This is a genomic window from Planosporangium mesophilum, from assembly GCF_016863255.1.
Taxonomy (GTDB): Bacteria; Actinomycetota; Actinomycetes; order Mycobacteriales; family Micromonosporaceae; genus Planosporangium; species Planosporangium mesophilum.
Map to the genome: position 1 here is coordinate 136,493 of NZ_BOON01000006.1, position 24,587 is coordinate 161,079.

At 71.3% G+C, this 24,587-nt stretch carries 30 protein-coding genes; 14 read left to right on the top strand and 16 right to left on the bottom strand.

What is annotated here, in order from left to right; genetic code table 11:
• Positions 1-20: 20 nt before the first annotated feature.
• From Pme01_RS04410 to Pme01_RS04435, 6 genes are all read right to left on the bottom strand, one after another.
• Positions 21-830 carry a PH domain-containing protein gene (locus Pme01_RS04410; RefSeq protein ID WP_168112536.1) on the bottom strand — a complete coding sequence of 270 codons (810 nt, stop codon included), beginning with the start codon at positions 828-830 and terminating at the stop codon, positions 21-23.
• Between the two features lie 2 nt (positions 831-832).
• The gene (locus Pme01_RS04415) at positions 833-991 is read right to left on the bottom strand and encodes a hypothetical protein (protein ID WP_168112535.1); all 159 of its coding nucleotides are present in this window, start codon (positions 989-991) and stop codon (positions 833-835) included.
• Between the two features lie 124 nt (positions 992-1,115).
• The gene (locus Pme01_RS04420) at positions 1,116-1,787 is read right to left on the bottom strand and encodes a DUF6758 family protein (protein WP_308441027.1); all 672 of its coding nucleotides are present in this window, start codon (positions 1,785-1,787) and stop codon (positions 1,116-1,118) included.
• A 103-nt stretch (positions 1,788-1,890) separates the two neighbouring features.
• Positions 1,891-2,517 (bottom strand): TrmH family RNA methyltransferase, encoded by a 627-nt coding sequence (locus Pme01_RS04425; protein WP_168112533.1) that lies wholly within the window; start codon positions 2,515-2,517, stop codon positions 1,891-1,893.
• A 19-nt stretch (positions 2,518-2,536) separates the two neighbouring features.
• Positions 2,537-3,013, bottom strand: coding sequence for a hypothetical protein (locus tag Pme01_RS04430; RefSeq protein ID WP_168112532.1), 477 nt, complete (start codon positions 3,011-3,013; stop codon positions 2,537-2,539).
• 71 nt (positions 3,014-3,084) lie between these two features.
• Positions 3,085-3,585: a MaoC family dehydratase gene (locus Pme01_RS04435; protein ID WP_168112531.1), complete on the bottom strand. Its 501-nt coding sequence runs from the start codon at positions 3,583-3,585 to the stop codon at positions 3,085-3,087.
• 241 nt (positions 3,586-3,826) lie between these two features.
• On the opposite strand from Pme01_RS04435, the gene Pme01_RS04440 reads away from it, so the two are divergent.
• Together Pme01_RS04440 and Pme01_RS04445 are read left to right on the top strand one after the other, a co-directional pair.
• Positions 3,827-4,303 (top strand): hypothetical protein, encoded by a 477-nt coding sequence (locus Pme01_RS04440; protein WP_168112530.1) that lies wholly within the window; start codon positions 3,827-3,829, stop codon positions 4,301-4,303.
• Positions 4,300-5,232 (top strand): MFS transporter permease, encoded by a 933-nt coding sequence (locus tag Pme01_RS04445; RefSeq protein WP_203935427.1) that lies wholly within the window; start codon positions 4,300-4,302, stop codon positions 5,230-5,232. Before Pme01_RS04440 ends, Pme01_RS04445 begins: the two co-directional genes overlap by 4 nt.
• On the opposite strand, the gene Pme01_RS04450 is transcribed toward Pme01_RS04445, so the two are convergent.
• Complete coding sequence (locus Pme01_RS04450) at positions 5,167-5,574, bottom strand: thiol-disulfide oxidoreductase DCC family protein (protein WP_168112529.1); 408 nt, start codon at positions 5,572-5,574, stop codon at positions 5,167-5,169. The genes Pme01_RS04445 and Pme01_RS04450 overlap by 66 nt on opposite strands.
• Positions 5,575-5,664: 90 nt before the next feature.
• Between Pme01_RS04450 and trxA the strand changes: the two genes are divergently transcribed.
• The 4 genes from trxA (at position 5,665) to Pme01_RS04470 (ending at position 8,429) form a co-directional block, all read left to right on the top strand.
• Positions 5,665-6,069, top strand: coding sequence for a thioredoxin (trxA, locus tag Pme01_RS04455; RefSeq protein ID WP_338090147.1), 405 nt, complete (start codon positions 5,665-5,667; stop codon positions 6,067-6,069).
• A 75-nt stretch (positions 6,070-6,144) separates the two neighbouring features.
• Positions 6,145-7,203, top strand: coding sequence for an Rv2578c family radical SAM protein (locus Pme01_RS04460; RefSeq protein ID WP_168112527.1), 1,059 nt, complete (start codon positions 6,145-6,147; stop codon positions 7,201-7,203).
• Positions 7,204-7,227: 24 nt separating this feature from the next.
• On the top strand, positions 7,228-7,971 hold the full coding sequence (locus tag Pme01_RS04465) for a hypothetical protein (protein ID WP_168112526.1): 744 nt from the start codon (positions 7,228-7,230) through the stop codon (positions 7,969-7,971).
• A 41-nt stretch (positions 7,972-8,012) separates the two neighbouring features.
• Entirely contained in the window at positions 8,013-8,429 is a 417-nt protein-coding gene (locus Pme01_RS04470; protein ID WP_168112525.1) for a CoA-binding protein, read from the top strand.
• A gap of 92 nt (positions 8,430-8,521) precedes the next feature.
• On the opposite strand, the gene Pme01_RS04475 is transcribed toward Pme01_RS04470, so the two are convergent.
• Positions 8,522-9,724, bottom strand: coding sequence for an acyl-CoA dehydrogenase family protein (locus Pme01_RS04475; protein WP_168112524.1), 1,203 nt, complete (start codon positions 9,722-9,724; stop codon positions 8,522-8,524).
• A 159-nt stretch (positions 9,725-9,883) separates the two neighbouring features.
• Here Pme01_RS04475 and Pme01_RS04480 point away from each other — a divergent pair, with 159 nt between their 5' ends.
• The gene (locus tag Pme01_RS04480; protein ID WP_168113356.1) at positions 9,884-10,240 is read left to right on the top strand and encodes a DUF4190 domain-containing protein; all 357 of its coding nucleotides are present in this window, start codon (positions 9,884-9,886) and stop codon (positions 10,238-10,240) included.
• Here the strand turns inward: Pme01_RS04480 and Pme01_RS04485 are convergent.
• Complete coding sequence (locus Pme01_RS04485; RefSeq protein ID WP_168112523.1) at positions 10,237-11,154, bottom strand: SDR family NAD(P)-dependent oxidoreductase; 918 nt, start codon at positions 11,152-11,154, stop codon at positions 10,237-10,239. The genes Pme01_RS04480 and Pme01_RS04485 overlap by 4 nt on opposite strands.
• Positions 11,155-11,336: 182 nt before the next feature.
• On the opposite strand from Pme01_RS04485, the gene Pme01_RS04490 reads away from it, so the two are divergent.
• The gene (locus tag Pme01_RS04490; RefSeq protein ID WP_168112522.1) at positions 11,337-11,903 is read left to right on the top strand and encodes a DUF4190 domain-containing protein; all 567 of its coding nucleotides are present in this window, start codon (positions 11,337-11,339) and stop codon (positions 11,901-11,903) included.
• Positions 11,904-11,967: 64 nt separating this feature from the next.
• Here Pme01_RS04490 and Pme01_RS04495 read toward each other — a convergent pair whose 3' ends face one another.
• Entirely contained in the window at positions 11,968-12,927 is a 960-nt protein-coding gene (locus Pme01_RS04495) for an HpcH/HpaI aldolase/citrate lyase family protein (RefSeq protein WP_168112521.1), read from the bottom strand.
• A 73-nt stretch (positions 12,928-13,000) separates the two neighbouring features.
• Between Pme01_RS04495 and Pme01_RS04500 the strand changes: the two genes are divergently transcribed.
• Positions 13,001-13,816, top strand: a complete 816-nt coding sequence (locus Pme01_RS04500; protein WP_168112520.1) for an SDR family NAD(P)-dependent oxidoreductase — start codon at positions 13,001-13,003, stop codon at positions 13,814-13,816.
• An 11-nt stretch (positions 13,817-13,827) separates the two neighbouring features.
• Here the strand turns inward: Pme01_RS04500 and Pme01_RS04505 are convergent, their stop codons facing one another.
• Complete coding sequence (locus Pme01_RS04505) at positions 13,828-14,325, bottom strand: hypothetical protein (RefSeq protein WP_168112519.1); 498 nt, start codon at positions 14,323-14,325, stop codon at positions 13,828-13,830.
• 20 nt (positions 14,326-14,345) lie between these two features.
• On the bottom strand, positions 14,346-15,059 hold the full coding sequence (locus Pme01_RS04510; protein ID WP_168112518.1) for an HAD family hydrolase: 714 nt from the start codon (positions 15,057-15,059) through the stop codon (positions 14,346-14,348).
• A gap of 104 nt (positions 15,060-15,163) precedes the next feature.
• On the opposite strand from Pme01_RS04510, the gene Pme01_RS04515 reads away from it, so the two are divergent.
• Positions 15,164-16,036, top strand: coding sequence for a DMT family transporter (locus Pme01_RS04515; protein ID WP_168112517.1), 873 nt, complete (start codon positions 15,164-15,166; stop codon positions 16,034-16,036).
• 3 nt (positions 16,037-16,039) lie between these two features.
• Here the strand turns inward: Pme01_RS04515 and Pme01_RS04520 are convergent, their stop codons facing one another.
• Entirely contained in the window at positions 16,040-16,912 is an 873-nt protein-coding gene (locus tag Pme01_RS04520) for a PhzF family phenazine biosynthesis protein (protein ID WP_168112516.1), read from the bottom strand.
• Positions 16,913-16,996: 84 nt separating this feature from the next.
• Between Pme01_RS04520 and Pme01_RS04525 the strand changes: the two genes are divergently transcribed.
• From Pme01_RS04525 to Pme01_RS04535, 3 genes are all read left to right on the top strand, one after another.
• Positions 16,997-18,331 carry a magnesium transporter MgtE N-terminal domain-containing protein gene (locus Pme01_RS04525; RefSeq protein WP_168112515.1) on the top strand — a complete coding sequence of 445 codons (1,335 nt, stop codon included), beginning with the start codon at positions 16,997-16,999 and terminating at the stop codon, positions 18,329-18,331.
• Positions 18,324-19,025 (top strand): DUF1003 domain-containing protein, encoded by a 702-nt coding sequence (locus Pme01_RS04530; protein ID WP_168112514.1) that lies wholly within the window; start codon positions 18,324-18,326, stop codon positions 19,023-19,025. The genes Pme01_RS04525 and Pme01_RS04530 overlap by 8 nt, the downstream gene beginning before the upstream one ends.
• A 159-nt stretch (positions 19,026-19,184) precedes the next feature.
• Positions 19,185-20,330 (top strand): Mrp/NBP35 family ATP-binding protein, encoded by a 1,146-nt coding sequence (locus Pme01_RS04535; RefSeq protein WP_168112513.1) that lies wholly within the window; start codon positions 19,185-19,187, stop codon positions 20,328-20,330.
• A 78-nt stretch (positions 20,331-20,408) separates the two neighbouring features.
• Here the strand turns inward: Pme01_RS04535 and Pme01_RS04540 are convergent, their stop codons facing one another.
• Positions 20,409-20,831, bottom strand: a complete 423-nt coding sequence (locus Pme01_RS04540; RefSeq protein ID WP_168112512.1) for a Sec-independent protein translocase subunit TatB — start codon at positions 20,829-20,831, stop codon at positions 20,409-20,411.
• Between the two features lie 57 nt (positions 20,832-20,888).
• The gene (locus tag Pme01_RS04545; protein ID WP_168112511.1) at positions 20,889-22,181 is read right to left on the bottom strand and encodes a S1C family serine protease; all 1,293 of its coding nucleotides are present in this window, start codon (positions 22,179-22,181) and stop codon (positions 20,889-20,891) included.
• 210 nt (positions 22,182-22,391) lie between these two features.
• On the opposite strand from Pme01_RS04545, the gene Pme01_RS04550 reads away from it, so the two are divergent.
• Positions 22,392-22,982: an O-methyltransferase gene (locus tag Pme01_RS04550; RefSeq protein ID WP_168112510.1), complete on the top strand. Its 591-nt coding sequence runs from the start codon at positions 22,392-22,394 to the stop codon at positions 22,980-22,982.
• Positions 22,983-23,007: 25 nt separating this feature from the next.
• On the opposite strand, the gene Pme01_RS04555 is transcribed toward Pme01_RS04550, so the two are convergent.
• A complete protein-coding gene (locus Pme01_RS04555; protein ID WP_168112509.1) occupies positions 23,008-24,531 on the bottom strand; it encodes a leucyl aminopeptidase in 1,524 nt (507 codons plus the stop codon).
• Between the last annotated feature and the right edge of the window lie 56 nt (positions 24,532-24,587).

A 24,587-nucleotide genomic window follows, 5' to 3' on the forward strand; every position in this document is an offset into this window, starting at 1 on the left:
ACGAATCTTCGATCGCCCGGTCAGGTGCCGTCTTCCTCGCCGTACTCGCCCTCGGCCACCCGACCCAACCTGGCCTCGACCGCCTCGGGCTCGTACATCTCCTCGACGATGCGCAGGTACAACTCGTTCGGGTTGGGCAGGTTCTCGACCTTGCGCAGCGCCTGGTCCTGGCCTGCGGACTCCAGTTCGAACGTGCCGTACTTGAGGAGCCTGCCCAGCGGCGACTGTACGTACTTCATGTCGGTGACGCGGACCAGCGGCATCATCGCGACGTTGCGGGTGATGATGCCGCTGATGACCATCACCCGCTTGTTGGTGAGGATGAACCGGTCGAACCACCAGTCGCCGATGCGCCAGCCGATCCAGAGCAGGACCAGGAGCCAGAGCACGATGACGATGGTGACGCCGCTGGGGATGTTCTTCTTGGCCAGGTACCCGGTGGCGTACCCCATCAGCAGGGTTGCCGCCAGGCCGATGCCGATCTCCTTGCCGAGCTCGATCCAGTGCCGCTTCCACTCGCCCCGGAACTTCTCCGTGGGGAACAGGTACCGCTGAACCACCCCGCTCGGCTCGTCCTCGAGCGGCATGACGCGCTTGGTGGTCAACAGCGGCGGCGGTGCGGACTCCCCTCGCAGGCCGGCCAGTTCCTCCTCGGTGAGGGGAAGCGGTTCGTCGACCACGTAGTAGGCGCCACCCGAGGCGGCCCCGCCGTACCCACCCGACATCGTCGACGACGGATCGTCCCCGGGCGGTCGCGAGAACTGCTCGGTGTCCTGGTCCTGCCAGCGGCGGGGAGGCTCGTCCCCGTCCGGTGGTTGCGGCGTCGTCATCGCTAGCTGACGAGCCTGGTGAAGAAGTCGCCGAAGCCCGTGCCTATGTCCACGATCCCGCTACCGATGGACTTCACGACCATGGCCGCCGAGGCCGGACGATAGGCCACAAAGAACACTAGAAAAGCGATGGAAGCCCAGGTGAGGACCTTTTTGACCATCTCGGGCCTTCCCTCTCCCCACGGCCTCGGTGTCGCGCCGCGGCCAACTCACGGTATCAGTTATGTGCCTTTGGGTGAATGTCGCTCATCCATCCGGTCAGAACTTGATCCTAATGGGGCCGCGCTATGCAGAGCCATGGAGATAGGGCGATGGGGCACCGAAAACGAGCTCACTCGGCCGGGACTCCACCAGATCGCACAGCGACAGATCCTCGGCTACCAGGTACCCGGAGGACGAGGGCCAGGCCACGGCGTACAGCCACATGCCCCTGGCCTCGCCCACGTACGCCGACCGGTCGTCGGCGGACTTCACCGACCACAGTGGCGTGGGCCAGCCCGCCGCCCGTACCTTCGCGTGCGCCGGCGCCCCGTCCCGCGCGCCCTCCAGGAACGGCCCCGGATCCGGGCCGGGGATGCCGGCGAACCGGGCACCCAGCCCGACCCCGGGCTCCTCGGCCACCAGGACGATGTCGGCGGGGCCGCGGTCGATCGGCGCCGGCCCGCTGCACGCCAGCACGGTCGCCCGTACCCCGGACCGGCAGTCGCCGGCCCAGCCGACCCCGGTCACCATCCATCCCGTGGGTAACGGCCACAACCCCCACAGCGGAGTCGGCGCGCCACTCGCACTACCCGTGGCCACCTTGGCGACGACCGACTCGAGGATCTGGGCGTTGATGTGCTCGGTGACGTGCAGTGGCAGTACCGGCCCGTCGACGTCGCAGCGCCAGCTGCTGTTCATGAGATCGGGCGGTCGTACCCGACCGCCACATCTGGGACAGCTAACGGCGATGCCCATGTGACTACGGTGCGTCGTCGTCACCGGGCAGTCAAGCCGGTTGGCAAAGGTGGCTCGGACTGATTTGCCCCAGTAGGGGATCTCGGGCGGAAACCCGCCGTCATCACCCCGGCGCGGCGTGCGCCCGCACCCAGGCGTGCATGGCGATGCCGCTGGCCACACCGGCGTTGATGGAGCGGGTCGAACCGTACTGCGCGATGGAGTAGACCTGGTCGCAGGCGTTCCGGGCCGCATCGGACAGCCCCGGGCCCTCCTGGCCGAAGATCAGGACGCAGCGGCGCGGCAGGACCACCGACTCCAGCGGGTACGCCCCCGGCAGGTTGTCGATGCCGACCACCGGCAGCCCCCCGGCGTGTGCCCAGCCGACCAGATCGGTGATCGTCTCGTGGTGGCGCACATGCTGGTAGCGATCGGTGACCATCGCGCCCCGGCGGTTCCAGCGGCGGCGGCCCACGATGTGCACCTCGGCCGCCATGAACGCGTTCGCGTTGCGGACCACCGTGCCGATGTTCAGGTCGTGCTGCCAGTTCTCGATCGCGACGTGGAAGTCGTGGCGGCGGGCGTCGAGATCGGCCACGATCGCGTCGACACGCCAGTACCGGTACCGGTCGACGACGTTGCGGCGGTCGCCCCGCGCGAGCAGCTCCGGGTCGTAGCGCGGATCCGTCGGCCACGGACCCACCCACGGCCCGACCCCGACCTCGAACTCGACCTCGACGTCCTCACTCACGACAAGGAAAGGTACGGGCTCAGACGGCCAGCGCGAGCGCCAGGTCGGCGAGGAAGCGCTGTTCGGCGAGGGTGACCCAGCCGTGCGGCCGCCCCGCGGAACAGACCGTGGTCGCGATCTCCACCAGCCAGTCCCGGTAGGCGTCGGCGTCCGAACCGGCGACGCGTCTGGCGAGGGTACGGGCGGCCGCCCGGCAATCGGTCAGTACGCTGACCATGGCCGATCTCGGGTCGGCGAACTCCCGCGGATCGACGTCGCCGGCCCGTTCGGCGTAGATCGCCGCCACCACGTCGTGCGGCAGGCGGCTCGGCGAGGCCCGGCCGGCGGCGATCGCCTCGATCCCGGCGAGGCCCTCGCCGACGGTGTGCCGGGCGTCCTCGGGCCGGACCGCCGTGGCGGCGATCAGGACCCGGCCGGGCAGGCGGACCAGGAGGTCCCACTCGGCCGGCGGAAACGGCAGCGCGATGGGTGAGCGGCTCGTTGAATGGTGCGACATGACGACCCTCCCAGGCTCAGCATAAGCGCGCCCGAAACCATGATCGTCACAAGCCGACCGGTGATCCATGATCAGGAGGAGGGCCGGGGCTCCGGGAAGCTCGGCTGCTCCGGGCCGGCGAACTCCTTCTTGGGCACCATGACCCGGCGCCGGAACACGCAGACCAGGGTGCCGTCCTGCTTGTAACCCCGGGTCTCCACGCTGACCACGCCGCGGTCGGGCTTCGAGCCGGACTCCCGCTTGTCGAGCACCGTCGTCTCGCCGTAGATGGTGTCTCCGTGGAACGTCGGGGCGACGTGGCGCAGCGACTCGACCTCGAGGTTGGCGATCGCCTTGCCCGACACGTCCGGAACCGACATGCCCAGCAGGATCGAGTAGATGTAGTTGCCGACGACCACGTTGCGCTTGAAATGGGTCGACGTCTCGGCATAGTGGGCGTCGATGTGCAACGGGTGGTGGTTCATCGTCAACAGGCAGAACAGGTGGTCGTCGTACTCGGTGACCGTCTTGCCGGGCCAGTGCCGGTAGACCGCCCCGACCTCGAACTCCTCGAAGTACCGACCGAACTGCATTTCCGACCCCTTCCCCTCGTCCGAGCTGACATTACCGGTTGGTAACCAAGCTGGACACGGAGACGTCGACCACAGAAAGCAATGAACGGCGGGGCCCTCCCCGGCGCCCGCCGCCCACGCTCTGTTGCGGAGAATTGTGCCGGGGCCCGCAACGCTGCGTACAGAGACGGGCGTCACAGTTACCAAATTGTGAGCCTAACGGGGCTGGTACCAGGAATTCACGGAAAGTCGATTACAAGAAGTGAATGACAAATCACTACGGGGCGTAAGCAAGAGCGGTGACGCCGAATCACTCACCCGGCGTGGTCGCCTGATACGAGTCACGGCCACGCTGATCGGTTGCGCACTGCTGCTGACCGGCACGGCCGTCGGTGACGACGACGACTTTCCCTTCGGCCCGTTCCGGGTCTACGCGAGCGCCGACCCGCCCGGCGCCCCGGTCGCCGATACCCGCGTCGAGGCGGTCGACACGGCCGGCCTGCGACGGATCCTGACCCAGGCCGACACGGGCATCCGCCGCGCCGAGATCGAGGGCCAGCTCGACCGCTTCACCGCCGAGCCGTCCCGGCTGTCCACCGTGGCCACGGCGTACCAGCGGCGAAACCCGGGCGCCGCGCCGCTGCGGGAGGTCAGCGTCGTGGTGCGCTGGCACGAGGTACGCGACGGCCGCCCGACCGGGCGGTCCTGGGACGCCACGACCGTGGTGTGGCGCCCATGACGAGGCTGGCCGGCTGGCTCACCGAGCCGGTACCGCGCGGGCGGGTCGCCTGGATGCGCACGCTGGTGTACCTGTTCGTCGCGGCCGATCTCGTCTTCTTCACCCCGTGGGTACGTCACCACGGCGAGCTGCCGGGCTCGTTCTACCGCCCGCTGCTCATCGGCCGGCTGCTGCACCTGCCGGCCCCCACCCCCAGCCTGGTCGACACGGTGTTCTGGCTGCTCCTGGTGGCCGCGTGCGCGGCAGCAACCGGCCGGGCACCCCGCGCGCTCGGCTGGACCGTCGCCATCCTGTACCTCGAATGGATGGTCGTGGCGATGAGCTACGGCAAGGTCGACCACGACCGGTTCGCGCTGCTGGTGGCGCTGGTCGCGCTGCCGACCGCCGGTCCGGCCCGGCACCGCGACACGATCCCCACCGAGCGTGGCGGCTGGGCACTGCGCGTGACGCAGCTCGCCGCCGTCGCCACCTACTTCCTGGCGGCCTGGGCGAAGCTGCGCTTCGGCGGCCTCGACTGGCTCACCGGCGCCACCCTGAACTGGGCGCTGCTGCGCCGCGGCACCGCGCTGGGTCAGGCGCTCACCCGCGTACCCGAACTGCTGGTCGCGGCGCAGTTCGGCATCATGGCGTTCGAGCTGCTCAGCCCGCTGGTCTTCGTACTGCCCCGGCGGGGGCGCCAGCTCGCGGTCGCCTTCTTCTACGCGTTCCACCTCGGCGTGTTCGCCACGATCACGATCTCGTTCATCCCGCAGCAGGTGGCGCTGGCGAGCTTCCTACCGCTGGAACGCCTGGGCGCATTTCTGCTCCCCCGTCGATCCAGGAGCAGTGGCGGGGCGAACCGGACAGACGAGGCGCCATATCTCCTAGATCGGCGCGGTTGGGGTCTCGGGAGGCGGCGGCAGCGCGCAGGCGGCGGTGCCGCCGGGTAGCCGGTGGCGGTTACGCGCCACCCACCGGTACGCGGGCCAGGCCAGCGCGAGCGCGGGCCGGGTACCGAGAACCGCGCCGGCCGGGCGCCACACCAGATGACCGCTCAGCCCGCGGGCCTGCCGCAGCAGCCGCGCGATGGCCACCGGCCCGGCCGCGACCTCGCCGTCGACGCCCACCCACTGCACGGCGTCCGCGCACCGGTCGGCGGTCAGCCCGAGGGCGGCGAGATCGAGCCGCTGCCAGGCCTTGAGCCGCGCCGGCGTGGAGATACGGCGCTCGATGAAGCGCACGCACGACGAGCAGAATGCGCAGTCACCGTCGTAGACGAGGGTCGGTTCCACCGGTCAATTGTGCGGGGTTGAGCCGGTCGGCTTCGGGTACGCCAGGGGTGACAGTCAGCACGTTGTGGAATTGCACCGACCGCCCGGTCGTTGCCCAAGAACGTAGCCGCAGAACGTAGAACGGAGACGAGAATGGCGACCGTAGCGCTCACTGCTGAGAACTTCGCCGAGAAGGTGTCCGGCGAGGGCATCGTGCTCGTTGACTTCTGGGCCAGCTGGTGCGGACCCTGCCGTTCGTTCGCGCCGGTGTACGAGCGGGCCTCGGAGAACCACCCGGACATCACCTTCGCGAAGGTCGATACCGAAGCCGAGCAGCTGCTCGCGAGCGAATTCGAGATCCGCTCGATTCCCACGGTGATGGCGATCCGCGACGGCATCATGGTCTTCGCGCAGCCGGGCGCGCTGCCCGAGTCGGCGCTGGAGTCCCTCATCAGCCAGATCCGCGCCCTCGACATGGACGAGGTGCGCCGCCAGGTCGCGGCCAACGCGTCCTGAGCCCCGTACCCGGGTTCCGGCGCTTGAGTCCGGCACCCGCTGGACAGCAGGTCGAACGGATGTTCGAATAGGCGGATGCGCTGGGACAACCTTTCGGTCAACGACGCCGACGGCGAACCCGCGCTGCCGATCCCGGTGGCCGGGGCCGTCACGCGCACCTTCGACACGCCCGAGTTCCGGGGCATGACGTTCTACGAGGTGCGGGCGAAGTCCATCATCAACCGGGTGCCCGGCGCCTCGCGGGTGCCGTTCGAGTGGACGCTCAACCCGTACCGGGGCTGCACTCATGCGTGTCGATACTGTTTCGCCCGCAACACGCACACGTACCTTGACCTCGACGCCGGCCGGGACTTCGACACCCGGGTCGTGGTCAAGGTGAACGCCGGCGAACTGCTGCGCAAGGAGCTGGCGTCGCCGCGCTGGCGCGGCGAGCAGATCGCGATGGGCAGCAACGTCGACTGCTACCAGCGGGCCGAGGGACGGTACCGGCTGATGCGCGACATCCTGACCGCCCTGCGCGACTTCGCCAACCCGTTCTCGATCCTCACCAAGGGCACCCTGATCCTGCGCGACCTCGACCTCCTCAAGCAGGCCGCGGAGGTCACCGCCGTCGGGCTGTCGATGTCGGTCGGCTTCGTGGACGAGGCGCTGTGGCGCTCGGTCGAGCCGGGTACCCCGAGCCCGCGCCGCCGCCTGGACGCGGTCCGGCAACTGTCCGACGCGGGCTTCGCGGTCGGCGTACTGATGGCGCCGATCCTGCCGGGAATCACCGATACCGCCGAATCCATCGACGAGACGGTCCGCGCCATCGCCGCCGCCGGTGCGGCCAGCCTGGTCCCGCTCGGGCTGCACCTGCGGCCCGGTGCCCGGGAGTGGTACCTGTCCTGGCTGGCACGGGAGCGGCCGGACCTGCTGCCGCGCTACCGCGAGCTGTACCACGACGGCGCCTACCTCGGCTCGGCGTACCAGCGGGAGTTGACCGCGCGGGTGCGGCAGGCCGCGCGCCGCCACGGTCTGCCCGCCGGCGGCACCAACACCGCCCGGCAGGTGCTGTCGAGCCCGCAGGAGGATCGGGTGCTGGCAGACCCGTCCGGCGTGAAGCCGCGGCCGGACGAGCAGTTGACCCTGCTGTAGCGGCGCGCGCCTATCCTTGCGGCCATGCCGCCCACCCCGGTCCCCCTGCGCCCGACCCGAGGCGAACTGGCCTGGCTGTTCGGGCCGTTGGTCGGCGCGCTGCTGAGCGTCGCCGGTGCGTACGTGGTCGACGGGTCCGGCGAGGTGCGGCAGTACGCGTTCCTGGCGGGCTGGGCCTTCTTCGCACTCGCCTTCCTGGGCACCGTGCGGGCACCGCGGCGGGGCGGCGCACCGGCGCCCGCGGCGTTTACCGTCACCCGACTGGCGGGGCGACCGGCGTTCGCCGCGCCACCCGCGTACCGGGTGATGTGTCCCCGGTTTGGTGGGCTCCTGGTGTTCCCGGTCATGGTGTGGGGGGCGAGCCCGGCGCTCGCGCCGCTCGCTGCGGTGGCGCTGGTCGGCGGGCTGCTCGCCGCCGTACGGCTGGCGCGCGGCGTGCCGGCGGTCGCGCTCACCCCGGAGGGGGTCGTGCGGGGCTACCCGGTGCGGCGCACCCTCGGCTGGGAGCAGGTCGGGCCGCCCGAGCTACGAAAGGCCGGGGTGCGGGCGGTCCTCGACGTCCGGGCCACCGGTCGCCGGAGCGCCTGGGCACGGCTGCCCGAGGTGACGACCGGCGTCAATCTGGTGTACCTGATGGATGCGGTGCGTCACTACGCCGACCAGCCGGAGCCGCGGTACGCCATCGGTACGGACGGCGAGCAGGAGCGGGTGTACGCCGAACTTCTGGCCCGGCGGCCCGATGCCGACGGACACGTCAGTCCACAGTAGATACTCGGCAACCCCTGGTGGACCGCGCTAACCTTTCCCTGGTGAGAACGCCACGCGAGATACTCGAGGAGTCGGTCACCATCGCGGTGGTCGGCGCCTCCCGCAACCCCGGAAAAGCCGCGCACGAGGTGCCGGTCCAGATGCTGCGGCACGGTTGGCGGGTGATCCCGGTCAACCCCAGCATCAACGAACTCTGGGAACAGCCCAGCTACCCGGTGCTGGCCGAAATCCCCGAGCCGGTCGACCTGGTCAACATCTTCCGCCCGAGCGCCGACGCGGCGGAGATCGTACGGCAGGCCGTGGAGATCGGCGCCCGGGCGGTGTGGCTGCAGCTGGGGATCGTCTCGCCGGAGGCGCGCGAGATCGCCGAGCAGGCCGGCGTCGACTACGTCGAGGACTCGTGCATCGCCGTGGTCCGGGCGAGTTCCGGACTGACCCGCAACATCGAGAATTCCTGATCGTGACCGATGGTCGTCACAACGTCCCGAAAATCGGGGCCTCAGCACCCTTGGCTTCAAATTCCGGGACGTTGTGACGACCTAGGGACGCTTCAGCGCTGCTTGTACTCCTTGAGCAGGCCACGCGAGATGATGGTCTTCTGGATCTCGGACGTACCCTCGCCGATGAGCAGGAACGGCGCCTCGCGCATCAGCCGCTCGATCTCGTACTCCTTGGAGTAGCCGTAACCGCCGTGGATGCGGAACGCCTCCTGGACCACCTCGGCGCAGTACTCGCTGGCCAGCAGCTTCGCCATGCCCGCCTCGACGTCGTTGCGCTTGCCGGCGTCCTTGAGCCGGGCGGCGTTGACCATGAGGGCGTGCGCCGCCTCGATCTTCGTACCCATCTCGGCGAGCTTGAACGCGATCGCCTGGTGGCCGGAGAGCGGCTTGCCGAACGTCTGCCGCTGCTGCGCGTACGCGACGGCGAGTTCGAAGGCCCGGATCGAGATGCCGCAGGCGCGGGCGGCCACGTTGACCCGGCCGACCTCGATGCCGTCCATCATCTGGTAGAAGCCGCGGCCCAGGCCGGCGTCGACGCCGCCGAGGACGGCGGTCTCCGGCACGACATGGCCGTCGAGGACCATCTCGGTCGTCTCGACGCCCTTGTACCCCATCTTCTCGATCTTGCCGGGAATGGTGAGGCCGGGAGCCGTCTCGCCGAAGCCGGGCTCCTTCTCCACCAGGAAGGTCGTCATGTTGCCGTACACGGTGTCGGCGCCGAGGTCGGTCTTGACCAGGGTCGCGACCACTGAAGACTGCCCGCCGTTGGTCAGCCACATCTTCTGGCCGTCGATGGTGAACCGGTCACCATCGCGGACGGCCTTGGTACGGATCGCGGAGACGTCCGAGCCGCAGCCGGGCTCCGACATCGAGAAGGCGCCACGGACGCTGCCCTCGGCCATCTTCGGCAGGAAGTACTTCTTCTGCTCCGGCGAGCCGTGCTGGCTGATGAGGTACGCGACGATGAAGTGGGTGTTGATGATGCCGGAGATCGACATCCAGCCGCGCGACAGCTCCTCCACGACCAGCGCGTACGTGAGCAGCGACTCCCCCAGCCCGCCGTACTCCTCGTCGATCGTGATGCCGAACAGGCCCATCTCGCGCATCCCGTCGACGATGTCGGCCGGGTACTCGTCGGCGTGCTCCAGCCGCTGCGCGTGCGGGATGATCTCCTTGTCCACGAACTCCCGGACGGTTTCCAGGATCGACTGCTGAACGTCGGTCAGGCCGGGCGTCTGGGCGAGGCGTGCCATGGTGACCCTCCAGGGCTATGGGGGAACGTGGCGGATATTTGAACGCAGATTAAGTTACTGACGAGTATCATGCGACCGCAGCTGTTGTGAATACAGTCACCGCAGAACACCGCCATCCGCAATGGTGCACCCGACGGTTACGGTTGAGCCGTGGCTTCGATGTACGACGATGAACCGACCGAACCGTACGGCCCCACCCGGCCGCTCGGTCCGGCGGAGCCGCCCACCCAGATCGACCCGTACCACCTCGGGTACGCGCCGGCCGGGCACGCGCCGCCGACGGCACGCCCGACCAACACGATGGCCATTCTCTCGCTGGTCTTCGCGTTCGTGTTCTGGCCGCTGGCGATCGTCTTCGGCCACGTCGGAAAGCGCCAGATCGCCCGTACCGGTGAGGCCGGCGGCGGGCTCGCGACCGCGGGCCTGATCATGGGGTACCTGTGGCTCGCGGTCAGCGTGTGCCTGTGCTGCGGCGCCCTCAACCTGATCCCGAACACCAACGGGTCCGGCAACTAGCGGTACTGGGCCTCCTGCACGCTGTTGCCGCCGTCGACGATGAGCATCTGACCGGTGATGTACGACGCCGACGGCGAGCACAGGAACGCGATCGTGGCCGCCACCTCGTCGGGGGTGCCCGGCCGCCCCATCGGGGTGCCGTACCCCTGCTTGAGCTCCACAAGCGTGGACGCTCCGGTGTGGATGATGCCGGGCGCCACCGCGTTGACCGTGATGCCGTCCGCCACCAGCTCCATGGCGAGTGCCCGGGTCAGGCCGACCACGCCGGCCTTGGCCGCCGCGTAGCCGGCCTCGGCCGGCAGCGCGTTCACCGGCCCGGCGGTGGCGGCCAGGTTGACGATGCGCCCCCAGCCGTGTTCCGCCATCCCGCCGACGAACGCGCGGCTGACCAGGAAAGCGGTGCTGAGGTTGCGGTCGATCTCCGCGCGCCACTCGTCGTAGCTGAGCTGGGCCACCGGCCGGAGCACCTCGGGGCTGGCCTTGCTGGCGAGGCCGGCGTTGTTGACGACGATGTCGACGCCGCCCAACTGGTCACTGATCGCGTCGGCGAGCGCCCCCACCTCGGCCTCCACGGTGAGGTCGGCGACGAAGCCGGTGACGCCCAGCTCGGTCGCCCGCTCGTGGATGCGGCGGGTGGTGGACACGATCGCCACGATGGCGCCGAGCGCGCGCAGCCTCCGCGCGGTCGCGTAGCCGATCCCGTCCGGGCTGCCGGCCCCGGTGACCAGTGCCACCTTGCCGTCGAGCCGGTCGCCGGCGAGCGGGGAGAACTGCTCGGGCATGGTCGACTCGTCGTCGGGCTGCTCGCCGCTCGGGACCGCCCGGAGGGTACGCCGAGCCTGCCCCGGCCTGCTCACGTCGCGCCGGCCGCTCTTCGCGCCGGCCGCGACGCCACGTCGCGAATCAGGTGCCATGCAGCGATCCTGCCCGTTAGGAGGGGGGCGGGCAACGACAACGCGAATGTTGCGCGGACGGATTGGCCGTACCGGGGGACAGCCTGAGCGTGCTCTCTGCCGCTACCCTGTCGAAGCCCGCCGTCACCGACGCCGGGCCGCGGCCGCGCGCCGCGCCTTTGTGAGCGTACGGAGCAAACCAGATGACACAGCCGCCGCAACAGCCGGACATTTGGTCGGACCCGACCCGGCCGCCGGCCGAGCAGCAGCAACCCCAGGCGCCGCAGCCGCCGCAGGGCCAGACGCCCGAGCAGCCGCAGCCGACTCAACCGCTCTACGCCGACCCGTACGGCGCCGCGCCCACCTCCGCGCCGGGGTACGCCGACCCGTACGGCGCCGCGCCGGGCTACGCCGCGCCGGGGTACGCCGTTCCGACGGGCACCCCGCAGAGCTACCCCGGCTACCCCGGGTACCCCGGGTACGGGTACGGGGCGCCGATGCCCGTATCCCCGCCCAACAACCAGATGGCGCTCGTGGCGATGATCCTGTCGCTGGTAGGCCTGGGCTGCGGTATCTGCGCCCCGGTCGGGGCGATCATGGGCCACATCGCGCGCCGCCAGATCCGTGAGCGCGGCGAGGGCGGCGACGGCATGGCGCTGGCCGGCATCATCGTCGGCTGGATCGTGACCGCGCTGTACCTGCTCTACTTCGGTTTCCTCATCATCATGATGATCATTGCTATCGGCAGTTCGTCCTCGACGACCTACTGAGAAGACACCGAAACGACGAACGCCCGCCGGGGACCCGGTGGGCGTTCGTCGTTTCGCGGTCCGGTCAGCCCTTGTCGGGGGGCGTGAACGAGCTGGTACGGGACATGCCCGCGGCCCGGCCCTTGCCGGCGACGACGAGCGCCATCTTGCGCGACGCCTCGTCGATCATCTCGTCGCCGAGCATCACCGCGCCGAGCTTGCCGCCCTTCTCGGAGGTGTAGTACTCGTACGCGTCCAGGATCAGCTCGGCGTGGTCGTAGTCGGCCTGGCTCGGCGAGTACACCTCGTTGGCCGCGTCGATCTGGCCGGGGTGCAGGACCCACTTGCCGTCGAAGCCGAGCGCCGCCGACCGCTTCGCGACCTCGGTGAATCCGTCGACGTCGCGGATCTGCAGGAACGGCCCGTCGATCGCCTGCAGGTCGTGCATGCGGGCGGCCATCAGGATGCGCATCAGGATGTAGTGGTACGGGTCGGCCGGGTACTCCGGGATGAGCTGACCGACCACCAGGGACTTCATGTTGATCGAGGCCATGAAGTCGGCGGGCCCGAAGATGATGGTCTCGACGCGGGGCGACGCGGCGGCGATCGCGTCCACGTTGACCAGGCCGGCCGCGTTCTCGATCTGCGCCTCGATGCCGATGCCGCCGACCGGCAGGCCGACCGTCTTCTCGATCTGGGTCAGCAGCATGTCCAGCCACTGCACCTGGGCGGCGTTCTGAACCTTGGGCAGCATGATCGCGTCGAGGTTGGCGCCAGCGCCCTCCACGACCTCGATCACGTCGCGGTACGTCCACGGCGTGGTGAGGTCGTTGACGCGTACCACCCGGACCTTGTCACCCCAGCCGCCGTCGTTGAGTGCGGCCACGATGTTCTTGCGCGCCTCCGGCTTGGCCAGCGGCGCCACCGCGTCCTCGATGTCGAGGAAGACCTGGTCGGCCGGCAGGCCCTGCGCCTTGCCGAGCATCTTTACACTCGAGCCGGGAACAGCCAAGCAGGACCGGCGCGGTCGTCCGAGAGCGCCCATACGAGGCTCCTTAGGAGTCGGTAAGTTGGTTACCCAACGGTAACCGTGCTGCGGGATCGGGGAGAACAGAGCTGTGGAAGATCTCACGGTCGTGGTGACAGGGGCCAGTTCGGGTGTCGGGCTCGCCGCCGCGAAGGCGTTCGCGGAGCGGGGCGCGCGGGTCGTCGTGGTCGGGCGGGATCCGGACCGGCTGGCGTCGGCGGCGGAGCAGGTACGGGCGGCCGGCGGCCGGGCTCCCGACAGCTTCCGGGCCGACTTCAACCGCCTGGACGACGTCCGGACACTCGCTTCCCACCTTGCCGACCGCTATCCCAGGATCGACGTCCTGGCCAACAACGCGGGCGGGCTCGTCAACTCGTACACCCTGACGGCGGACGGTTTCGAGGCCACCATCCAGGCCAACCACCTGGCGCCGTTCCTGCTGACCAACCTGCTGCGCGAACAACTGCGCGGCGGCCGGGTGGTCAACACCGCCTCCGACGCCCACCGCACGGGCGTGCCGGACCCGGACGACCTGGTCGGGCGGGGCGACCGGTACAGCATGTGGCGGGCGTACGGCGCGAGCAAGGCCGCCAACATCCTCTTCGCCGCCGAGGCGGCCCGCCGCTGGCCGGACGCGCTGTCCACGTCGTACCACCCCGGCGTCGTGCGCAGCCGGTTCGGCGCGGGCAGCACCCTGCTGAACTTCTTCTACCGGGCCGCCCCGTTCCTGGTCAGCCCGGAAGACGGCGCCGACACCCTGGTCTGGCTCGCGACCGCACCGGCCGAGGAGATCAATCAGGGCGGGTACTACGCGAAGCGCCGGCCCCGCCGGCCCACACCCACGGCGGCGGATCCGCAGCTCGCCGCGCGCCTGTGGGAGGCGAGCGCGAAGGCCGTCGGCCTCTAGCGTTTGCGGCTCTACCGCTTACGGACGCGGTGCAGGCGGAACGGGCGCCGTACGGTCCGCGCCGCCGGCGTGGGCGGTGGCGGGGCGGCCAGCGACGCGTCGGGCAGCGTCGGACCCGCCTCGGTGGGCTCCCCGGCCGGGGTCAGCCGGCTCACCACGCACTCGGCCCCCCACCGGGTGACGATCTCTCCGGTCGTACCGCTGGCGTTGAGCCGCTTCGCCGCCAACTGCGGCGCGACGGTGTCCCACTCGTCGGTGCCGAACGTCAGCCTCGACACTGTCGCCGGCCACGTCACGATCCGCCCGCCATGGTCGCCGCGGGCCGTGACGCACGCCTTCTCGGCCACGGCCAGGCCCGGCGCCGTCTGCTCCCCCGCGCCGCTCACGACGTACAGCGCACCGTCGATCCAGAGACACCAGACGGGATAGCCCGGCCCGACCTCCGGCACGGTCAGCCACGCCACGGCTGCCTTCTTCATCGCCTCGTCGATGAGCGGAACGCGCTCCATCCCTGCATTATGCGGGGTCGTCAGACCGGCGTCGGTACCCGCTGCTCGATCAACTCCAGCACCTCGGTGAGGCTGGTGACGACCGGACCCCTCCACCCGGGGTCACCCCGGAAGGCCAAATGGTTGACCAGGTCCGGGGCGGCCAGCCGGACCGCGGACATTCCGACCTCGCGCGCCCCCGAAAGTTCGCGGCTGCCGCCGTCACCCACGTACAGGCACTCGTCCGGTTCCACCCGCAGTTGGCGGCAGGCGGCCAGGTACATGGCGGGGTGCGGCTTGCAGTGCCCCACCTCCACCGAGTACACGCAGCCCTCCAGCAGCGGCGCCACCGCCAGGCGGGGCAGGAAGGCCGGCAGCTCGTACCAGCAGTCGCTGGCCACCACGACCGGTACCCCGCGCTCGCGCAGCTCCGTCAGGACGGACACCGCCTCCGGGCGCAGCACCGTGTCGGCGCGTACCGCCTCCGGGCGCGCCATCACGGCGTAGGTGAGCTCGGCGAGCGTCGGGCGGCCGCCGGCGGCGTACGCCACCCGACGCAGCCCGTCGATCGGGTCGCCGTAGCGGCCGGCGGCGCGCAGGTAGAACGTCCGGTCCAGTTCGGCGAAGAACGCCTCCGGGTCGCAGCCGAGCAGCCGGGCGATGACGCGATGGCGCGGGCCCCGGCGTACGGCGGTCGTGAGGGTGCCGAAGAAGTCGCACACCACCGCGCGTGGCGGGGCAGGAGCGGGAAGCATGAACGGGCCTTACCGACGGGGAAGTGACCAGGACGAGAGTAGCCAGCTCGTCACTCATGGTCTGTCGCCCTGTCGGCTCGTGTGACGTGGCAGCATCACCAGCCATGCGTACGACGACCTTGGCCCTGATGATCGCAGTGGTCGCCGTCTCGTCGTCCGCTCCCCTGATCGCGTACGCGGCCGCACCGGCGCTGGCCATCGCGTTCTGGCGGAACGCCCTCGCCGTCGGCGTACTGGCACCGGTCGCGCTCACCAGCCGACGCGCCGGGCTGAGCGGGCTGGACCGGCGTACCGCCGTGCTCTGCGCGCTGGCCGGGATCGCGCTCGCGGCCCACTTCGCGACGTTCGTACCCAGCGCCAAGCTGACCACCGCCGCCGCCGCGACCGCCATGGTCTGCACCCAGCCGGTCTGGGCGGCGCTGATCGCCGCCGCGCGTCGGGTACCGGTCGCCCCCGCGACCTGGACCGGGATCGGGCTCGCCGTCGCCGGCGCGGTGCTCGCGACCGGCGCGGACCTCACCGTCTCCGGCCGCGCGGTCACCGGCGACCTGCTCGCGGTCGCGGGCGGGATGGCCGGCGCGGTGTACATGACGCTCGGCGAGCGGGCCCGGGCGCGTACCACCACGACCGCGTACACCACGGTCTGCTACACCGTCTGCGCGGTCCTGCTCGGCGTGGTCTGCCTGGCCGGCGGCGTACCCCTGACCGGTTTCGACCGGAACACCTGGCTCGCGCTCGGCGCGCTGACCGCGGGCGCCCAGCTGCTGGGCCACTCGCTGGTCAACTACGCGCTGCACCGGGTGTCGGCGACCACGGTCTCGGTACTGCTGCTGCTGGAGGTGCCGGGCGCCGGGCTGCTGGCCTGGGCCTGGTTGGGTCAGGTACCCGCCGCCCGCAGCCTGCCCGGGCTGGCCCTGCTGGTCGTCGGCGTCGCCGTGGTCGTCCTCGGCGCGGCCCGCCGACCGACCGCCCCTTGATCGTCACCCGACGAACGGCGGGACGGCGATCTCGCCGGCGGAGACCGGTACGACGTGGCCGCTGACCGTCACCGAGGTGGCGGCCCCGCCGGCCGCGGTGACCGTGCAGTCCAGGGTGGACGGGCGGTGGATCTCCGCGCCCTGGAGGACCCGGTAGGCCGACGTGCCGTCGCCGGGCACGAGACCCGACGCGACCAGCCAAACCCCGAGCCCCAGGGCGGCGGAGCCGGTCGCCGGGTCCTCGGGTACCCCCAGCGCGGGCGCGAACATCCGGGCGTGGGCGACGGCGGTGGCCGCGTCCCAGGCGAAGACCTCGATCTTGTCGAAGCCGGCCGCCCGCAACGCGCCCGGGTCACAGGCGGCCCGGCCCACCGCCGACGGCGTCACGGACAGGAACACGTTGTCCAGCCCGCAGCCGGCGACCCGCGGCGGCGGGCCGACGAAGTCGTCGGGCCCCAGCCCGACCGCCGCGAGCAGCGGTGCCGGATCCAGTTCGGGGCCGACCGTCGGGGTACCCCCGGTCAGCGTCGCGGACCCGGTCGACTCGACCGCGATCGGCAACAGGCCGGCACCGCACTCCTGGACGACCGTGCCGGCCGGGAACCAGCCGGCACGGTGCAGCGTCACGGCCGCGCCGACGCTGGGGTGCCCGGCGAACGGGATCTCGGCACCCGGGGTGAAGATCCGGGCCCGGTAGGTCGCCCCGGGGGTCGTCGGCGGCAGCGGGAAGATCGTCTCGGACAGGTTGAACTCACGCGCTATCGCGTGCATCTGCTCCCCGGCCAGCTCGTCGGCGCCGTACACCACCGCGAGCGGGTTACCGGTGAACGGGCGATCGGTGAAGACATCGACAACCTCGTACCGCAACGTCGTCATGACGATCAGCCTAGACACCGCCGGGCGCGTCGGAAGCGTGCGGACTCGGCGTACCGACGATCGAACGCGACTAGTCTGCAATACGTGACTACCGCGACGAGGGTTTACGTCGCCCGGCTTGCCAACCTTCCCATGTTCGACCCGAACGGCGACCAGGTCGGGCGGGTCCGGGACGCGGTGATCCGGGTACGCCCCGGCCAGCTGCCACCCCGGGTGGTGGGGCTGGTGGCGGAGATCCCCATGCGCCGGCGCATCTTCGTACCCATCACGCGGGTGACCGCGATCGAGGCCGACGCGGTGATGCTCAGCACCGGCACGCTCAACCTGCGCCGCTTCGAGAAGCGCCCGGGTGAGCTGCTCGTCCTGGAGGACCTGCTGGACCGGCGGGTGACGGTCAACGACACCGGCCGCGAGGGCACGGTCGTCGACGTCGCCATGGAGTCCGACCGTACCGCCGAGTGGGCGCTGGGCAGGGTGGCGGTCCGCGAGCTGACCGGCCGACTGACCCGGCGGGGGCACCTGCACCAACTCGCGTGGAACGAGGTGCGCGGCCTGGTCGGCGCGCACGACACGCAGGGCACCGCCGGCCTGCTCGCGGTGCTCGACAACATGCGCCCCGCCGACCTCGCCAACGCGCTGCAGGACCTCTCGGACGCGCGCCGCGTCGAGGTCGCCACGGCGCTGGACGACGAGCGCCTCGCCGACGTGCTCGAGGAGCTGCCCGAACACGACCAGGTGGAGATCATCGCGGCACTGGGCCGGGAGCGCGCCGCGGACGTACTCGAGGAGATGGACCCCGATGACGCCGCCGACCTGCTCGCCGAGCTACCCAAGCCCGACCAGGAGGCGCTGCTCGACCTGATGGAGCCGCACGAGGCGTCCAAGGTCAGCCAGCTGCTCGACTACAAGCCCGGGACCGCCGGCAGCCTGATGACCTCCGAGCCGATCATCCTGCCCCCGGACTCGACGGTCGCCGAGGCGCTGGCCCGGATCCGGGAGCCGCAGTTGTCCCCGGCCGTCGCCGCGGGGGTGTTCATCACCCGGGCGCCGAACGCGACCCCGACCGGGCGATACCTGGGCGTGGTGCACTTCCAGCGACTGCTGCGCGAGATGCCCTCCGCGCTGCTGGGCGGCGTGGTCGACAACGACATCGACCCGCTGGACCCGGCCACCCCACTGTCGGAGATCACCCGGCGGATGGCGACGTACAACCTGGTCTGCATGCCGGTCGTCGACGGCAACGACCGGCTGGTGGGCGCGGTCACCGTCGACGACGTGCTCGACCACCTCCTGCCGCCGGACTGGCGCGACCGCGACCACGTGGAGCCACTGGTGGTCGGCCACCCGGCGGCGCGGGCGGCCCAGCTCATGGGCCGGCCGGTGCCGCCGCCGGGACGGGAGGACAACCTCCGTGGCTGACTCCCGTCGGGTGGGCCGCCTCGACCAGCCCCGCGAGCCGGGCCGGCTCACGCTGCCGCGGCTGGACAAGGAGGCATTCGGGCGCTTCGCCGAGACGTTCGCGCGGTTCATGGGCACCGCCCGGTTCATCTTCTACATGACGGTCTTCCTGATCGTGTGGGTGGGCGTGAACCTCATCGGGATCTTCGGATTCCGTTGGGACCCGTACCCGTTCATCCTGCTCAACCTGTTCTTCAGCGCCCAGGCGTCGTACGCCGCGCCCCTGATCCTGCTCGCCCAGAACCGCCAGGCCGACCGCGACCGGCTCTCTATCGAGGAGGACCGGCGGCGGGCGCAGATGCAGAAGGCCGACACCGAGTACCTGTCGCGCGAGATCGCCTCGCTGCGGATCGCGCTCGGCGAGGTGTCCACCCGCGACTTCGTCCGCTCGGAGCTGACCCGGGTGATCGAGGAGCTGGACGAGGCCGCGTACCGTCGCCACAAGCAGGAGCGCAAGGAGCAGCGCAAGGACCTGAAACGCGCCGCGCGGCGGGCCGTGGAGGAGGTCGGGCAGGAGGACGAGCCCGAGGAGTCGGAGTACGCCGACCAGCCGGAGACGATGGCCCGGTCCGTCGGCTCGGCCCCGGAGATCGGCTCGGCCCCAGAGATCGGCTCGGCCCCGGACGTTCGGGCGCCGCGCGCCTCAAGGGGCTAGGCGCGCGGCACGACCTGGGCAGATGGTCCCATCGTCAGGTACCCGACGTCCAGCCCCAATCCGGCATTGGCCACAACCACGGCCAATGTGACCTGGCTGTGGTCGGTCGCACGTACCGGCCCCGACCGCATCCCACCACCCGGACGTAACATTGGCGCCATGTCTGCCCCCGTCACCACCACCGAGGACGCGCTCCGCTCCGCCCTCGCGACCGTCAACGACCCCGAGATCCGCCGCCCCATCACCGATCTGGGCATGGTCAAGTCCGCGACGGTACGTCCCGACGGCGTCGCCGAGATCGGGATCCTGCTGACGGTCGCCGGGTGCCCGCTGCGCGACAAGCTGCGCAGCGACATCACGCTGGCCGTGGCCCAGGTGCCCGGCGTACAGGGTGTCGAGATCGACTTCGGTGTCATGACCGACGAGCAGCGCCGCAACCTGCAGACGAGCCTGCGCGGCGGCGGCGGGGCCGAGCCGGTCATCCCGTTCGCGCAGCCCGGGTCGCGCACCCGGGTGTACGCGATCGCCAGCGGCAAGGGCGGTGTCGGCAAGTCCAGCGTGACGGTCAACCTGGCCGCGGCCCTGGCGGCCAAGGGGCTGTCCGTCGGCGTGGTGGACGCCGACATCTACGGCCACTCCGTTCCCCGCATGCTGGGTACCGACGCCCGCCCCACGCAGGTCGAGGAAATGATCATGCCGCCGCAGGCGCACGGCGTGAAGGTCATCTCGATCGGGATGTTCACCGCCGGCAACGCCGCCGTGGTCTGGCGGGGTCCGATGCTGCACCGCGCGCTGCAGCAGTTCCTCGCCGACGTGTACTGGGGTGACCTGGACGTGCTGCTGCTCGACCTGCCACCGGGTACCGGTGACGTCGCGATCTCGCTGGCCCAGCTGCTGCCCAGCGCGGAGATCCTGGTCGTCACCACCCCGCAGATGGCCGCCGCGGAGGTCGCCGAGCGGGCCGGCGCGATCTCGCTCCAGACCCACCAGCGGCTGGTCGGCGTGGTCGAGAACATGTCGTGGATGGAGCTTCCGTCCGGTGAGCGGATGGAGGTCTTCGGCGCCGGCGGCGGCCAGACGGTCGCCGACTCGCTGACCCAGCTGACCGGCGCCAAGGTGCCGCTGCTCGGTCAGATCCCGCTCGACACCCGGGTACGGGAGGCCGGCGACGTCGGACGCCCGATCGTCCTCGATGCCCCCGACGCGCCCGCGGCCAAGGCGCTGAGCGCGGTGGCCGACCGGCTCGCGGTACGCCGGGAGAGCCTCGTCGGCAGGCCCCTCAACCTGCGCCCGGCGGGCCGGTAACCGGCGCGGCTCTTCGTCGATCCAGGAGAAATGGCGGCCCGGGAGCGTTCCCGGAGCCGCCATTTGTCCGAGATCGGCTCAGGTCGCGTCGTCGTACGTGTGCCGTCCGACCGCCGGCGGGGGCGCGGGTACCGGCGACGTCGGGGTGGCCTGGTGTACGTCCAGCGCGCTGGCCGTGGCACTCAAGTCGCTCTTGACGTCGTCGGCGGTACCGCGCAGGTCGTCGTAGATACCCTGGAACGGCCGGCGGAGCGCGGCCTCGTCGTCCTCGCTGAGCACGTGCTTGCGGAGGAAGGTCTTCGGGTGCAGGTCCTCCAGCTGGATGTCGGTGCCCAGCTCACGGCTGAGGTCGCCGGTCGCGTTGCGGGCCATCTGACGCAGCTGCCGCAGCATCCGGACCCCGTCGCTGATCGCCTTGGGGAGCTTGTCGGGGCCGAAGATGAACAGGCCGACCAGGATGATCACGATCAGCTCCCAGCCGCCGATGTTTTCCAGCCCCATGTCGCCCTCCCTCTGTCCCAGCCAGCGTACGCACCCGCGCGCACCGGACGGGAGCCGCTACTTCCCGTCCGCCGCCAGGACGACCTGCGCGTTGCGCCTGGCGCCGTCACGGGTGTACTCGACGCTGACGTTGGTGCCGGGCGCGTACTTGCGGACCAGCGCGATCAGATCGCCCGGCTCCTCCAGCGGGGCCCCGCCGACGCGGGTCAGCACGTCGCCGGCGCGCAGCCCGCCGTTCGCCGCCGGACCGCCGGCCGAGACGGCCTGCAACCGCACCCCGCCGCTCGGGCTACGGTACGCGGCCTCGATCTCCGCCCCGATCACCGTACGGCGCGCCTTGCCGGTGTCCACGATGTCCTGGGCGAGCCGCTTGGCCTGGTTGATCGGGATGGCGAAGGCGAGCCCGACGTTGCCGGCCTGGTCCTGGTCGGCGGCGAGGGACTTGATGACCGCGTTGATGCCGATCACCCGACCGGCCGCGTCGACCAGCGGGCCCCCGGAGTTGCCGTGGTTGACCGCCGCGTCGGTCTGGATCGCCGCGTAGTACCGCGTCGGCCCACCCGCCTCGCCGGCCGCGATCGGGCGGTCGACGGCGCTGACGATGCCGTACGTCACCGTGTTCGCCAGCGCCAGCGGCGATCCGATCGCCAGGACCGGGTCGCCCACCTGGGTGGAGTCGGAGTCGCCGAACTGGATCGGGGTGAGCTTGGGGCCGTCCAGCTTGAGCACGGCCACGTCGGACTCGGGGTCGCTACCGACGACCTTGGCCGGGACCGTGGTGCCGTCGCTGAAGGTCACCATGGTCGCCCCCGAGGCGCCGGCGACGACGTGGTCGTTGGTGATCGCGTACCCGTCGCTGGAGACGATGAAGCCGGAGCCGAGGCTGGTACCGCCACCGGCCGGGGACTTCACCGTGATCACGCTGGGCAGCACCTTCTTGACGACGCCGGCGAGGGATTCGGGTGGGCGCTGCGTGAGCGGCGCCGGGTTGGCCGCGCCGAGATCGGGACCCCGGCCCAGCCCGCCCCGGCTGGCGAACACGAAGCCGAGCGTGCCACCGAGCGCCCCGGCGAGCAGGGCGGTGATCACCGACACAAGGACGACGAGCCCGAGGCCGCTCCGGACACCGCGCGCCGACGGTCCGGGGGCCGGGTCGAGCGCGGGTACGTCGGAGGCCGTCGGCGTCACCACGACGGCGGCCGGCGCCGCCGGGTCACGCCAGGGATCGGAGAGCGCATCGGACCACCAGGGCGAATCGGCTCCGGCGTGCGAGCCGGTCGGTGCGCCCGGGCCGGCCCCGCCAGCCGCAGCGGCCGGGCCGGGGACGCCGGACGCTTCGGCAGCGGTCATACGCCGCCGCGTACCCCAGTCACTCACGATCGGTACTCCTTCGTCCATCCGTCACAAGGATTACACGTACCGACATCCCCCACACCGGCCGACCGTTCCCTAGGCTCGTACCAGACTTGCCATCGACCGGTCAGGAGGTGCGCCATCGCCGCGTCCACAAAGATTCCCCAACAGCATGCCGCCCACGCCCACGAGTTCGCGCAGGCGTACGTGGCCGAGGACGCCGTACTGGCCGCGGCCCGCGCGCACGCCGGTGAGGTCGGGCTGACGCCGGTCAGCCCCGCGGCCGGCGCCGCCCTGCGCTTCATCGCCGCGGCGGGCAACGCCAAGGCGGTGGTGGAGGTGGGCACCGGCACCGGGGTCAGTGGCGCATGGCTGCTGCGGGGCATGCGCCCGGACGGGGTCCTCACCACGATCGACATCGAGAACGAGCACCAGCGGGTCGCGCGCGTGATCTTCGCGGAGGCCGGATTCGCCCCGTCGCGTACCCGCATCATCACCGGGCGCGCCCTCGACGTGCTCCCCCGGCTCGCGGACGGCGTCTACGACCTGATCTTCGTCGACCACGACGCCAGCGAGTACGCCCGCGCCGTCACCGCCGCGGCCAGGCTGCTGCGCCCCGGCGGGGTACTGGTGCTCGGCGCCGCCCTCGCCGGCGGCAGGGTGGCCGACCCGGCCGTGCGCGAACCGGAGACGGTAGCGCTGCGCGAGGTGCTGAGGGAACTGCGCGACTCGGACGAGTGGATCCCGGCGCTGCTGCCCACCGGCGACGGGCTCCTCTGCGTGGTCAAGCGGCCGTGAGGACGGGGCGCGGGACCGCGCCCCGTCAGGAGGCCGCCGCTTCGACCGGGACTCCGGACGGCGCCTCGCCGGCCACCCGGTCGAGCCAGCGCACCAACGTGCGCACGCCCCAGCCGGTCGCGCCCTTGACCAGCTCCCGGTCCGGCGAATCGGCCCAGGCGGGCGCGGACATGTCCAGGTGGGCCCAGCGGTCGCGGAGCGTCCCGGCGAACTCTCGCAGATACATCGCGGCCATCACCGAGCCGGCACCCACCTGCGTGGAGTTGACCAGGTCCGCGACGTCGCTGTCGAGCGCGTCGCGGTAGTCGTCGGGCATCGGCATCCGCCACACCCGCTCACCGGCCGCGGTCGCCGCCTCGGCCAGCGCCTCGGCGAGCGGATCGCTGTCGCTGTAGAGCGCGGCGGTGCGCTTGCCGAGGGCGACGCTCTGGGCACCGGTCAGCGTGGCGAGGTCGACCAGGAGGTCGGCGTCCAGGTGCCGCGCCGCGTACGCCATCGCGTCGGCCAGGACCAGCCGCCCCTCGGCGTCGGTGTTGAGCACCTCGGTGGTCATTCCGCCGTAGTGGCGAACCACGTCACCGGGGCGGTAGGCGGTGCCGCTGGCCATGTTCTCGGCGAGCGGGGCCAGCGCGGTCACGCGTACCGGCAGGTTCAGCGCCGCCGCCGCGATCGTCGCGGCGGCCACGGCGGCGGCCCCGCCCATGTCCTTGCGCATCAGCCTCATGCCGTCGCGGGGCTTGATGCAGATGCCGCCGGTGTCGAACGTGATGCCCTTGCCCACCAGGACGACGTGGGTACGCGCCTGCGGCGGCTGCCACGACAGCTCCACCAGCCTGGGCGGGCGGACGGAGCCGTTGCCGACCGCCAGGATCGCGTTGAAGCCCTCGGCGGTCAGCTGCTCCGGCTCCCGGACGACCACGCTCAGGCCCGGGTGGGACGCGGCGGCCTCCCGGATCCGCTCGGCCAGCCACGCGGGCGACTTGCGGTCGCTCGGCGTGTTCGTGAGGTCCCTGGCCAGCATGGTCGCCTCGGCCACCGCACGGGCCACGGCCAGGGCCGGCTCGTACCGCCCGGTCTCGTCCACCACGATCGTGACGCTCGCCAGCTTGGGTGCCTTGTCGGGTGGCTCGGTGGCCACCCGGAAGCGGTACGCCGCGAGCCAGAGCCCCTCGGCGAGGCCGCGGACCGCGGCCGGGTCCACCGCGGCGGGCAGCCCGACCGTGACCGAGGGTTGTTGCCTGGCGGAGCGCGCGATCGCGGCCCCGGCCGCGCGCCAGCCGGCCTCGTCACCGGCGCCCACCCCGGTCAGCAGTACCCGGCGCGGGCTGGCGAGCGGGCGGGCCAGCGTGTGCACCACGCCGGCCCCACCGGTGTGTTCCACGTCGCTGATGAAGGCGAGCGCCTCCTCGCGTACCGCGCGGTCGGCGGCGTACGCGGTGGGCAGCAGCTCGCCGCCGGGGCCGGATTCACCCGTACGGGCACCCTTCCCGACCGGCAGCGCCAGCGTGTCCGGCACGGTCTGCTCGACCGCGAGCCGTATCTCGAGCACGGCCGCCTCCTCACGTTCTCGCCCACCTGCCGCGCCCGTCGGAACCGAAACGCGCC